At 68.4% G+C, this 11,620-nt stretch carries 14 protein-coding genes and 2 tRNA genes; 12 read left to right on the top strand and 4 right to left on the bottom strand.

Annotated features, from left to right (window positions below):
• Positions 1–40: 40 nt before the first annotated feature.
• The 11 genes from HYU53_16845 to HYU53_16895 all read left to right on the top strand — a co-directional run bounded on the left by HYU53_16845 (position 41) and on the right by HYU53_16895 (position 8,229).
• Positions 41–1,390 (top strand): 3-deoxy-D-manno-octulosonic acid transferase, encoded by a 1,350-nt coding sequence (locus HYU53_16845; GenBank protein MBI2222859.1) that lies wholly within the window; start codon positions 41–43, stop codon positions 1,388–1,390.
• Entirely contained in the window at positions 1,387–2,334 is a 948-nt protein-coding gene (gene lpxK / locus HYU53_16850; protein ID MBI2222860.1) for a tetraacyldisaccharide 4'-kinase, read from the top strand. Before HYU53_16845 ends, lpxK begins: the two co-directional genes overlap by 4 nt.
• Positions 2,331–3,293: a lysophospholipid acyltransferase family protein gene (locus HYU53_16855; protein MBI2222861.1), complete on the top strand. Its 963-nt coding sequence runs from the start codon at positions 2,331–2,333 to the stop codon at positions 3,291–3,293. Before lpxK ends, HYU53_16855 begins: the two co-directional genes overlap by 4 nt.
• Entirely contained in the window at positions 3,290–4,294 is a 1,005-nt protein-coding gene (waaF, locus tag HYU53_16860; protein MBI2222862.1) for a lipopolysaccharide heptosyltransferase II, read from the top strand. Before HYU53_16855 ends, waaF begins: the two co-directional genes overlap by 4 nt.
• Positions 4,291–4,866, top strand: a complete 576-nt coding sequence (locus tag HYU53_16865) for an HAD family hydrolase (GenBank protein MBI2222863.1) — start codon at positions 4,291–4,293, stop codon at positions 4,864–4,866. Before waaF ends, HYU53_16865 begins: the two co-directional genes overlap by 4 nt.
• Entirely contained in the window at positions 4,839–5,843 is a 1,005-nt protein-coding gene (locus tag HYU53_16870; GenBank protein MBI2222864.1) for a hypothetical protein, read from the top strand. The genes HYU53_16865 and HYU53_16870 overlap by 28 nt, the downstream gene beginning before the upstream one ends.
• Positions 5,843–6,367 carry an adenylyltransferase/cytidyltransferase family protein gene (locus HYU53_16875; GenBank protein MBI2222865.1) on the top strand — a complete coding sequence of 175 codons (525 nt, stop codon included), beginning with the start codon at positions 5,843–5,845 and terminating at the stop codon, positions 6,365–6,367. Before HYU53_16870 ends, HYU53_16875 begins: the two co-directional genes overlap by 1 nt.
• Positions 6,364–7,389: a glycosyltransferase family 9 protein gene (locus tag HYU53_16880; GenBank protein ID MBI2222866.1), complete on the top strand. Its 1,026-nt coding sequence runs from the start codon at positions 6,364–6,366 to the stop codon at positions 7,387–7,389. The genes HYU53_16875 and HYU53_16880 overlap by 4 nt, the downstream gene beginning before the upstream one ends.
• Positions 7,386–7,898, top strand: coding sequence for an isoprenylcysteine carboxylmethyltransferase family protein (locus HYU53_16885; GenBank protein ID MBI2222867.1), 513 nt, complete (start codon positions 7,386–7,388; stop codon positions 7,896–7,898). Before HYU53_16880 ends, HYU53_16885 begins: the two co-directional genes overlap by 4 nt.
• A 111-nt stretch (positions 7,899–8,009) precedes the next feature.
• Positions 8,010–8,081, top strand: a tRNA-Val gene (locus tag HYU53_16890).
• Positions 8,082–8,152: 71 nt separating this feature from the next.
• Positions 8,153–8,229: transfer RNA gene (locus HYU53_16895), tRNA-Asp, on the top strand.
• A gap of 79 nt (positions 8,230–8,308) precedes the next feature.
• Here the strand turns inward: HYU53_16895 and HYU53_16900 are convergent.
• The 4 genes from HYU53_16900 to HYU53_16915 all read right to left on the bottom strand — a co-directional run bounded on the left by HYU53_16900 (position 8,309) and on the right by HYU53_16915 (position 10,428).
• Positions 8,309–8,767: an abortive infection family protein gene (locus HYU53_16900; protein ID MBI2222868.1), complete on the bottom strand. Its 459-nt coding sequence runs from the start codon at positions 8,765–8,767 to the stop codon at positions 8,309–8,311.
• Between the two features lie 131 nt (positions 8,768–8,898).
• Entirely contained in the window at positions 8,899–9,222 is a 324-nt protein-coding gene (locus tag HYU53_16905) for a hypothetical protein (GenBank protein ID MBI2222869.1), read from the bottom strand.
• 573 nt (positions 9,223–9,795) lie between these two features.
• Positions 9,796–10,224 (bottom strand): hypothetical protein, encoded by a 429-nt coding sequence (locus tag HYU53_16910; protein ID MBI2222870.1) that lies wholly within the window; start codon positions 10,222–10,224, stop codon positions 9,796–9,798.
• Entirely contained in the window at positions 10,225–10,428 is a 204-nt protein-coding gene (locus tag HYU53_16915) for a hypothetical protein (protein ID MBI2222871.1), read from the bottom strand.
• Between the two features lie 378 nt (positions 10,429–10,806).
• Here HYU53_16915 and HYU53_16920 point away from each other — a divergent pair.
• On the top strand, positions 10,807–11,620 hold an 814-nt coding region (locus tag HYU53_16920), incomplete at its 3' end, for a sigma-54-dependent Fis family transcriptional regulator (protein ID MBI2222872.1).

Raw genomic sequence — 11,620 nt, forward strand, 5'->3', positions numbered from 1 at the left:
AAACGGCGCGATACAATTCGATTTCCCTGATAAATCCGCGGTGTATCTCCTCTACAGCACTGCCTCGGTCCTCTTCGTCCTGCTGGTTTCGCCGTACTTTCTGTACCAGGCGGTCCGGTACAAGAAGTACATCGGCAGCCTCCGCCAGCGGCTCGGGTACCTGCCCGTGTCGTTCAACCTGGACGCCGACGAGTCGATCTGGATCCACGCGGTCTCGGTGGGGGAGGCGCTGACCGCACGGGCGCTCATCGAGCAGCTCCGGGCTCGATATCCCCGGCTGCGGGTCTTCCTGTCCACGACGACCATGACCGGGCAGCAGGTGGCGAAGACGCACGTCCGCGGCGTGGACGGCGTGTTCTTCTTTCCCTTCGACCTGGGCTTCATCGTCCGGCGGACGCTCCGGATCGTGCGGCCGAAGCTCTTCGTCGTCATGGAGACCGAGCCGTGGCCCAACCTGCTGCGGGAATGCCGCCGGCGCGGGGTGCGGACGCTGCTCGTCAACGGCCGCATCTCGTCGCGGTCGTACCCGCGTTACCGCCTGGCACGCGCCTTCTTCCGGCGCGTGCTCGTCGATCTCGACCGCGCCTGCATGCAGAGCGAGGAATCGGCGCGGCGGCTGATCGACATCGGCATCGACCCGAAGAAGGTGACGGTCACCGGCAGCCTGAAGTTCGACTCGCTCGAGCTGCCGGGCCACGGCGAGGCCGCGGCGGCCGCGCGCGGCAGCTACCGCGTGCTGCGATACTTCCGGGTGCCGGACGAGCGGCCGGTCATCATCGCGGCGAGCACGCTCAGGGGAGAAGAGGAGCCGGTGCTGCGTGCCTTCGCGCGCGTCAAGCGCGAGATCCCGGCGGCGCTGCTCGTCATCGCGCCACGAAAGCCCGAGCGGTTCGCGGAGGCCGAGGCGCTCGCGATCGACGCGGGCTTCACGGTGGCGAAGCGGACCGAACTGCCGGTCGACGGCGCGCCGCGGACCGACGTCGTCATTCTCGACACGATTGGGGAGCTTGCGCAGCTGTACCAGGTGGCGACGGCGGTGTTCGTCGGCGGCAGCCTGGTGGACGCCGGCGGGCACAACATCCTCGAGCCGGCCGTGTTCGGCAAGCCGATCGTCATCGGGCCGCACATGTCGAACTTCGCGGAGATCGCGCGCGCCTTTGTCGAGAACGGCGCGGCGGAGCAGGTGCCCGACGCCGCCGCCCTCGAGGCCGCGTTGCTCGCGCTCGTCACCGACCCGGTCCGCCGGGCGCGCCTCGGCGCCGCGGCCCGCGCCCTCGTTGAAGCGAACCGCGGCGCCCGCGGGCGGACGCTGGAGGTTGTCGCCGACCTGCTTCCCTACGAAGGTCACTCCGGCCACGGCGTCGTGCGGCCGTTCCGGCGGGTCCATTGATCTCCACCCTAGTGGCCGCCTTCGCGCGGCGCCGCCGTGCTGCCTGCGCCGCGCACCCGGAGCGTCGCCGCCGGCTGGAGCGGCCCGTCATCAGCATCGGCAACCTCTCCATGGGCGGGACGGGAAAGACGCCGCTCGTCGCACACGTCGCCAGGCTGCTGCTCGCCGCGGGGCATCGACCCGCGATCCTCAGCCGCGGGTATGCCCGCCCGCGGGTCCTCGAGGGGGTCGTGGTGGTCAGCGACGGCACACGCGCGCTCGCGCCGTACGCGACCGCGGGCGACGAGCCGCTCATGCTCGCGCGCCAGGTGCCGGGTTGTGCGGTGGTGGTCGCTCCCGACCGCTACGTGGCGGGAGCGCTTGCCGAACGCCGGCTCGGCTGCACGGTGCACGTGCTCGACGACGGGTTCCAGCACCTGTCGCTGGCGCGCGCGCTCGACATCGTCATCGTGAGCGGGCGCGACATGAGGGATCGCGTGCTGCCGTTCGGCCGCTTGCGCGAGCCGCTCGACGCGCTGGCCGCCGCCGATGCCCTCGTCGCGCAGGCCGGCGATGAGGTGGACCCGGGCGGACGGCCGCTGTTCCGGATGATGCGGCGCGTCGCGGAGCGGCGCGACGAGCCGGCGCTGGCCTTTGCCGGCATCGGCCGGCCGGCCGCCTTTTTCCAGGCGCTCGAGGAAGCGGGGTGGACGGTCGTGGCACGCGTGGAATTCGCGGATCACCATTCGTACTCGGCGCGCGATCTCGAACGCCTTGCGCGCGACGCGACGCGGGCGGGCGCGCGCATCCTGGTGACCACCGAGAAAGACGCGGTGCGGCTCGAAACGCTGCCGCCGCCCGCCCTGCCCCTGGTCGCCGCGCCGCTCGAGGTCAGCGTCGAGCCGGCCGCCGAATTCGCAGCCATGCTGCACGCGGCCTGCGGCAGAGGGAGCGCGACATCGTGAAGCCGACGAGGTGGGTGGATCGCCTGCGCTTCCGGCTGGAGTACGCGGCCGTCCTCACCGTGCGCGCGATTGTCGGCGCGCTGCCGTACCGGGTGGCGGACGCGATCGGCACGGCGATCGGGCTGGCGATCTACGCGATCGATCGGGGGCACCGGCGCCTGGCGATCGCCAATCTCCAGGCGGCGTTCCCGCACCGCAGCCGGCGCGAGTGCGTGGCGATTGCGCGGCGCACGTTCGGTCATTTCGGCCGGCTGCTGACGGCGCTGCTGAAGTTCAGCACCATGACGCCGGACGAGATCCGCTCGCGCGTGGAGTTCTCCGGGGAAGAGCGCGTCGAGGATGCGCATGCGCTCGGGCGGGGCGTGCTGCTGTTCACGGGCCATTTCGGCTTCTGGGAGCTGAACGCGCTGGCGCACGCGCTGCGGTTGCCGCCGCTCGCGGTGCTCGCGCGGGCGCTGGACAACCCGCACCTGCACGCGCTGCTCGAGCGCGTCCGCACGGCCACCGGCAACTCGGTGATTTACCGGCGCGGCGCCGTCCGGCGCGTGCTGCGCGTCCTCGGCGGCAACGGCGGCGTCGCGATGCTCATCGATCAGCACATGCAGAGCGCCGATGCGGTGGTCGTCGAGTTCTTCAACCGGCCCGCGTCCACCACGTCCGCGCTGGCGGCGATTGCGGCCCGCACGGGCGCGCCCGTCATTCCCGTGTTCGCGCTGCCGCTGCCCGGCGGGCGCTATCGCATGATCTACGAGCACCCGGTGCCGCCGCCGCCCGGCGACGATCCCGCGGCGTTCAAGGAGTTCACCCAGCGGTGCACCGACGTCCTGGAGATGTACGTGCGCCGCTATCCGGACCTCTGGCTGTGGATGCATCGCCGCTGGCGTGACCTGCAGGCCGAGGTGGACGGCGTGCCCGGCATGTTCCCGGCCGCCAGCGGGGACGGGCCGATCGAGCCATGACGACGACTGTCCCCGAGCGCCTGGTCGTGCGCGCGCCAAACTGGCTGGGCGATCTGGTGATGGCGCTGCCCGCGCTGGGCATGATCCGCCGCGCGTACCCCGAGGCGGAGCTGACCATTGCCGCGCCGCTTCCCTGCGCGCCGGTGTTCGAGCAGCACACCGCGGTGGGCAGCGTCGACGTCATTGCGCCGGACATGGCGACGGGCGAGGAGTTCGACACGATCCTGCTCCTCACCAACTCGTTCGGTTCCGCGTGGCGCGCCCGCCGTGCCGGGATCAAGGAGCGCTGGGGCTATGCCGCGGCGGGCCGGAGCTGGCTGCTGACGCGCGCCGTGCCGCGGCCGTCCGGCCGCGTTCACCAGGTGGACTATTACCGCGTGCTCGCGCGGGAGCTGGGGATGGCCGGCACGGGCGAGCGGCCGTGGATCGAGCCGGGCGCGCGCGCCGAGGAGCGCGCCGCGGCATTTCTTGCCGCGGCCGGACTTGAAGGGCGGCGGCTCGTCGGATTCGCGCCCGGTGCGGCGTACGGCCACGCCAAGCGCTGGCCGCCGCGCTACGTCGCCGAGACGGTGGCCAGGCTGGCGGTGGAGCACGCCGTCACGTGCGTGCTCGTCGGGGCGTCGGGCGATGTCGAGGCGGGGCGTGAGATAGAATCGGCGCTCGGATCGCGCCGGCTGGCGCCCGGCCGTCTCGTGAACGTCATCGGCCACACCGACCTGTGGCTCCTCATCGGGCTGCTCGCGCGGTGCGAGACGTTCGTGACCAACGACTCGGGCGCCATGCATCTCGCGGCCGCGCTCGGCACGCACGTCGTGGCGACGTTCGGGCCGACAGACGAGCGCGAGACGGCGCCGTCGGGGGCGCGCGTGGAGGTGCTCACCGCGGGTGTGTTCTGCCGGCCGTGCAAGCTTCGCGACTGCCCGATCGATCATCGCTGCATGAAACGCATCACGCCGGCCCGCGTGCTCGACGCCGTGTTGTCGACGAGGCCGCCCGCATGAGCGGCCGCGCCGCGGTGTTTCTCGATCGTGACGGGACGCTGATCGAAGAGTCGGGGTACATCAACCGGATCGATGCGCTCCGGCTGTTCCCGTGGAGCCTGGAGGCGGTGCGCCTGCTGAACCGCGGCGGTTTTTGCGTCATCGTCGTCACGAACCAGGCGGGCGTCGCGCGCGGGTACTTCGACGAGGCGTTCGTCCGCCGCGCGCACGAGCACCTGGCGTCGGCGATTCGCGCGGCGGGCGGCGAGGTGGACGGGTTCTATCACTGCCCGCACCATCCCGACGCGGTGGTGGCCGAGTACCGGAAGCGCTGCGACTGCCGCAAGCCGGCGCCCGGCATGTTCCTCGACGCGGCGCGCACGCACGGCCTGGACCTCGCGGCGTCGTATTCAATCGGCGATCGGTGGCACGACGTGCAGGCGGCGCAGCGGGCGGGCGCCACCGCCGTGATGGTGCGCACCGGGTACGGATCGACGGAACTCGAACGGCCGCGCGCCGGCGTGACGCCGGCGCACGTCGCGGACACGCTCATCGACGCAACCACGTGGATACTTCGACAACGCGCCTCCTGACCCTCATCGACCGCTTCGGCGGCCGCCGCATCGCGGTCGTCGGCGATCTCATCGCCGACGAGTTCATCTACGGCCGCGTCGCGCGCGTCTCGCGCGAGGCGCCGGTGCTGATCCTCAACTACGACACCACGGAGGTGCTGCCCGGCGGCGCCGGGAACGCCGCGCGCAACGTGGCCGCGCTGGGCGGCCAGGCGCGCGCCGTGGGCCTGGCCGGCACCGACGAGCCGGGCCGGCGGATGCTCGACGTGCTCGGCGCCGGGGTGGACGTCCGCGGCGTGGCGCGCGTGCGCGACTGGCGCACGCCCACCAAGACGCGCATCCTCGCCGGCGGCATCCATTCGGCCAAGCAGCAGGTCGTGCGCATCGATCGCGCGACGGGGCAGCGGCCCGGCCGCGCGGTGCGCGACGCCGTCACGCCCCGGCTGGCGCGCGCGCTCCGCGGCTGCCACGCCGTCCTGCTGTCGGATTACGGGACCGGGCTCGTCACCCCCGCGATGGCCGCGGCCGTGCGTCGCGCCGTCGGCGCGAGCGTGCCGCTGCTCGTGGATTCGCGGTACCAACTTCTCAAGTACCGCGGCATCACCGCCTGCACACCGAACGAGTCGGAGGTGGAGCAGCTGTTCGACGTGACCATCGGCGAAGACCGCCGCGCGCTGGAGAAGGCCGGGCGGCTGCTGCTCGATCGCCTGCGGTCGCGCGCCGTGCTCGTGACGCGCGGCAGCCGCGGGATGGCGCTCTTCGAGCCCGGGAAGCCGACGGTCCACATCGAGATCTACGGCAGCGACGAGATCGCCGACGTGACGGGCGCCGGCGACACCGTGATCGCGGCGATGACGCTCGCGATCGCGGCCGGCGCGTCGTTCGCCGACGCGGCGCGCCTCGCCAACTACGCCGGCGGGATCGTGGTGATGAAGAGAGGCACGGCGACCGCGAGCGCAGCGGAGCTGCGAGCGGCGGTAAAGGCGGACTCACGGTAATGGGTGTTGTCGTCGCGCTCGAGGATCTGCCGCGAATCGTCGCGCGCGCGCGCGAGGACGGGCGCAGGGTTGCGCTCGCCAACGGCTGCTTCGACCTCCTCCACGTCGGCCACGTGCGGTACGTGCAGGGGGCGGCGCGCGAGGCCGACCGGCTCGTGGTGGCGATTAATGACGACGAGTCGGTGCGGCGGTTGAAGGGGGAGGGGCGGCCGATTCTCGGGGCACGCGAGCGCGCGGAGCTGGTGGCAGGACTGCGCGGCGTGGACTACGTCGTGATCTTCAGCGGCCCGACCGTGGATCCCGTGATCGATCTGATCCATCCGGATGTCCATTGCAAGGGGACCGACTACACCCCCGACACCGTGCCGGAGCGCGAGCGGGTGCGCGCCTACGGCGGCCGCATCGCGATTGTCGGCGACCCGAAGGATCACTCGACGCGCGAGCTGGTCGCGAAGATCCGCCGTGTTCCGCCGCAGGGTAGCGGCCACGCCGCCGCGAGCGGCCGGCGCGAAGACAAAGAATGAAACTGCTCTTCGTCCGCCTCGGGTCGCTTGGCGACATCATCCACACCGTGCCGGCCGTGAGCGCGGTTCGCGGCGCGTTGCCGCAGGCGTCGATCCACTGGCTCGTGGACGTGCGTCATCTCGAGGTGCTGGAGCTGGTCGACGGCGTGGATCGCATTCACGCCATCCGCCCGACCGCGAGCGGCTGGGTCTCTGCGGTGGCCGGGCTTCGCCGCGAGCAGTACGAGGCCGCGCTCGATTTCCAGGGCCTCATCAAGTCTGCGACGCTCGCCCGCCTGTCAGGGGCGAAGCGCGTCGTCGGGTTCACCAGGGGCGCGCTGCGCGAGGCGGCGGCGGCAACCTTCTACTCCGAGAGCGTCGCGCCCGTGCCGGGGCGGCATGTCATCGACAAGAACCTGTCGCTGCTCCGCGCGATCGACGTGCCGCAGCCTGCCGCCGCGGTCTTCCCGTTCGTGCGAAAGCCGTCGTCCGCGCTGCAGTGGGCGCGCGCGCAGGTGGGGGAGCGCGTTGCGATTCTGAACCCGGGTGCGGCGTGGCCGAACAAGCGGTGGCATCCCGAGCGGTTCGGTGCTGTCGCCGCCGCCATACGTGCGCGGCACGCGCTGCCGTCGATCGTGATTTGGGGTCCGGGCGAGCGCGAGCTGGCCGGCCGCGTGGCTGCGGCGTCTGACGGCGCCGCGCAGGTCGCGCCCGCGACGACCATCGCCGACCTCTTTGCGCTGTGCGGGAGCGCGTCGCTGGTCGTGTCGGGCGACACCGGGCCGCTTCACATCGCCGCGGCTGCGCGGGCGCCGATTGTCGGCCTCTACGGCCCGACCGATCCACGCCGCAACGGGCCCTGGTCCGAAGACGATGTGTGCGTGTCGAGGTTCGAGGCGTGCGGCTGCCATCACCTGCGGCGGTGCGTGCGCGAGCGGTGGTGCCTGGAGGAGGTGAGCGTGGACGAGGTGGTGTCGGCGATCGATCGCCGGCTGTCGGTGGCGGCACCCAGCGGCGCGCCGAGCGGCCGCGGAAATCAATGACCAGATTCCTCGCACGCTGGCGCGTCACGTTCGGGTTTCTCTGCGGCGCGGTGGCGATCGTGCTGGCGCGCCCCTCGCGCGGATCTTTCGTGGTGGGTCTGCCGATCGTGCTGGCGGGCGAGGCGCTGCGGATCTGGGCGGCCGGGCACCTGGAGAAGGGGCGCGAGGTCACCTCGTCCGGCCCGTATCGCTGGACGCGGCATCCTTTATATGTAGGCTCGACGCTGCTCGGGCTGGGTTTCGGGATCGCGTCGAACCACCCGGTCGTCCTGGCGCTCGCCGTGGTGTACCTCGCGCTGACGCTGACCGCGGCGGCGCGCTCCGAGGAGCGGCATCTCGAGTCGAAGTTCGGCGAGGCCTACGGGCTGTATCGGCGCGGCGAACAGGGGTGCGGCGCGGAGGCGCGGCGGTTCAGCGCCGCGCGCGCGCGGCGCAACGGGGAGCACCGGACGCTGGCGGGCGTCCTGGGTGCCGCGGCGTACCTGTTCGTCCTGGCGGTTCGCCGATGACTTTTTTGATTGTGCCGCGTCCGCAGCTATAATGGGATGTTCGTCGGACAGCGGCGGAGCCTGCCGGGCCTGGCGCGCTTGCCGCGCCGGAGCTGTGAAGCGGCGAAGGCGGGGCGGTTAGCTCAGTGGTAGAGCACCGGCTTTACACGCCGGCCGTCACAGGTTCGAGCCCTGTACCGCCCATACCCGACGAGACAATCCCGGAGCTGGTGACAGGCTCGGGTACTTTTGCTTTCGCGTAGTCCCTCCCCTGCGGGGTCGTAGTTCAGTTGGTTAGAACGCCGGCCTGTCACGCCGGAGGTCGCGAGTTCGAGTCTCGTCGGCCCCGCCACCTTACGACGCGCGGGTCGTGATTTGCACGACGTTCATGTGCCCACAGAGGCGGCCGTTCTGCAAATCATGTGCAAATTTCATGTCTGTGCGGCTTCCAACGTCTCGACAAGAAACGTGGCCATCGCACCGGACAGATTGACCACGAGCCGAGCATAACGAGACTCGACACGAACGGCGTCAGCGCCTCGCCCGTGGGCGTTGCCCAGTCGGTTGCGGATCGTGCCCAAGGTTTCGACGATTGATGTGCAAGCCCCGAAGATCCGCCTGAAGGCGTCTTCGGTCTCAGTGTTCGGGGCGATCTGAAATGCGTCGGCGGTCAGGCGATAAAGCCGGGGCAGTTCGTCACCGTCATTGTAGGTGACACCGCGGACGTTGAGAATATGTTTGCAGACGGTCTCGAGTAGCGTGCGAGCGAGCGTGATCGCACCGTTCGGGTCATCCGTTCGGCGCGCCTGTGCCCGCTCCCAAACCTCGTGCACCGTGTCAGGCGTTACCCGCTGGAGGATTTTGGTCGCCTCGCGATCCGCCCTCGCCATCGAGTGTTCGAGATCGTCGAGTAGCCCTCGAAATTCGTCGCGGATGAATTGCCGTCGTTCCGCGTATCTGGCAAACTTCGGTTGAACGCCCGCAGTACCTCAAACGGATCGAGGCTCTGCAGTCGGTTGAGTTACGGAGCTGGCAAAGTAGTACCATCGCCCTTGTCTGAAAACGTGCGCATCGTCCACTTCCGGCCGAGCATCGGCCGCATCACCTTCACGACATGGTCCAGCGTGCTCTTGATCTGCACCGCGAACACATCGAATTTCTCGAACAACTCTTGAGAGTAGATGTGGTGGTTCACCGAGGGATCGGTGAACTTCTCGCGGAGGCGCTTCTCTTCGGCGTGGTAGGCCTGCAAGTGTTTCCAGACGGATACCATCTTGTGTGAGGTGAGGATTACAAGGTCGATGAAGTCGTTGGCCTCCTCGCGATTCAGGTCCGTGCACCGCACGGCGATCTCAAAGGCAGGCCGGTTGATCCGGTTGAGGATGATTGCGTTCGGCGTCGGGTCATCGAAGACCAGCGCGGGGGGTGAAAAGCGGGTGGCGGAACGCTCGAATCTGGCATCTCAGTCTTGAGGCGCGGCTCGGTCCCGAAACTACTTGGTAAGGACCACACCGGCCAAAAGCCAACACAAGGGGTGTCGACAGGCCGGCCAAAAACGTAACCGAGGTGGCGGTAGCCCGACGCTTCGCTATGTGTTCGCCTGCACACCCCGACACAAGTTGTCGACTGCACCTGCCCCGCAAATCGCTTACAATGGCGAGGTTTCTGATAAAGTTTTCTAAATGCTGAGCACTCTCACGGCGTTTGTGGCCACGGGCACCCGGCTTGCGTCTAATGAACTGCGGAGACCCGGTATGCCAACCACTGCTGTGCTCCAGACGGCGACGATCAACCCGGCAACATCGAACCACGCTGGCACCTCGCCCGGCACGCTCGTCATCACTCGTCCCGCCGGGGGTTCCGCCGCCCCGGTGGCTACGAAGCCGACGGGCGTCAATTCGACGACCGTTAAGCGTTCCTAAGCAGCCGGCGGGGCTGGCCGCGTCTTAAAGCGCCAGCCTTGCCCCATGACCATCACGCTGGCCTGCACGACGCCGTTCGGATTTCTTCCACCCACAACCTGAAGATCCTGTTCAAAAGAATGTGAGCCGTGGTCGCTCTCGATCACCGCACCGATGAGGGTGCCAATGTCCGCCGTCTGCACCTGACCGGGCGCCGCGATCGCAGCCTGCCCCTGCGGGCTCTTGATGAACTCCTGCACGAAGTTGAACTCGTCCTCCATTGCCATCTCGTCGGAAAAGTCTGAGTAGAGCTTCCACAACAGGTCCTCTACTTGGCCGTCAAGCTTCTCAACTCGAAGACCCAACGCCTTGGCTTCTGTCCGATTGATCGGGTGCCCGTGAAAATACAGCTTCGACGTCAAGTTGTCCGCGATGTCGTGGATCAACTAATGCTCGGTCTTCGGGTCCATGTGCAGCTCGAGGAGCTTTCGGGCCATCATCCTCGACTGCGCGTAAAACCGCTTCACGTTGCCGAGCGCCAGCGGATGCAGCTGCTCTGTCAGTGACTTGAACGCCTGCACCAGCTCAGTCTCGCCCTTGATGCCAAGGTCCTCCTTGACCAGCGCAATGTAGGCATATACGTCCTCCACCGAAATCCCTAACCGCGCTTGCGGGTTCGCTGGGTCGGTACGCGTATTGAATCGGTGGACGCCCGGTGTTGCGTCGCTGATCCAAGCGGGCCTGACAGGCAATCCGATAGGAGTTCACGCGAGTTTGTCCTCCAAAGCACTGGTGACCTCGACGCCGTGATCGTCGGATTTCATAGTGCCGGATTTCCGGCAGTGTGTGAATCGCCGCGCAGAACCGTAGAACCGGTTGGTATTTTCGTTGCATTTCCTTACCATGCGTTCGGTTTCGATTCCTGAGACGTTATGACCCAATAAGGACGGCGGTAATGCCCGGTGCGTAAGACGGGCGCCGCCACCTCTCCGAAACAGGCATTGCTCGCGCCGGCAAGCGGAGTGACCATGGCAGGGATTGTTGATCGCAGTGCAAACTCACCGATTCAAACCCAGCTGTCGCACGCTGATGATGGCGATTCCACGGCCCGCAGCGGAACCGACACGCGGAGAGTGCTCTGGATCGACGACGTCGTGGACAATATTTGCGTTCGCCTTCTCGATCTCGAGGGGTTCAAGACGGATTGCGCCAGCACGGGCTCGTCCGGCCTCGCCCGCGCGCGATCACAAAGATACGACGCGTACATCATCGACTTGCAGTTGCCGGACATGTACGGGTTGACGGTTCTGGAGAGGCTCGTCGCCGAAGGCAGCCAAGCGCCTGCCTTAGTACTGACCGGATGCTACACAGAGCACGAGTCCGAGACGCTTGCGCGACAACTGGGGGCCGCAGACTTCCGCTGCAAGCCCATTGCCGCCGGCGACCTGGCGTTGACGCTGAAGTTCATGACCGCGAAGCCACATCTCACGGCTGGCTCGGAGCGGAGGGCGCGCGCTGTGCCCGCGTGCACACCGGAGCCGCGGTTCGCGATCGTGGCTGTCAGTGCGGCCATGCAGTCAGTTCTTGAGTGGGTCGACCGCGTCGGACCGACGACGATGCCGGCCTTGATCACCGGCGAGACTGGCACCGGCAAGGAACTTGTCGCACGGGCACTCCACGAGCACAGCGACCGACGCGCGCACACTTTTCTCGCGATCAACTGCAGCGCCTTTCTTGAGGGGTTGCTTGAAACAGAACTATTCGGCCACCGCCGAGGCGCTTTCACCGGAGCGTTTCAAGACAAAAAAGGCCTACTGGAAGAGGCCGCGAACGGAACGGTTT

The organism is Acidobacteriota bacterium, assembly GCA_016184105.1.
Classification (GTDB): Bacteria; Acidobacteriota; Vicinamibacteria; order Vicinamibacterales; family 2-12-FULL-66-21; genus JACPDI01.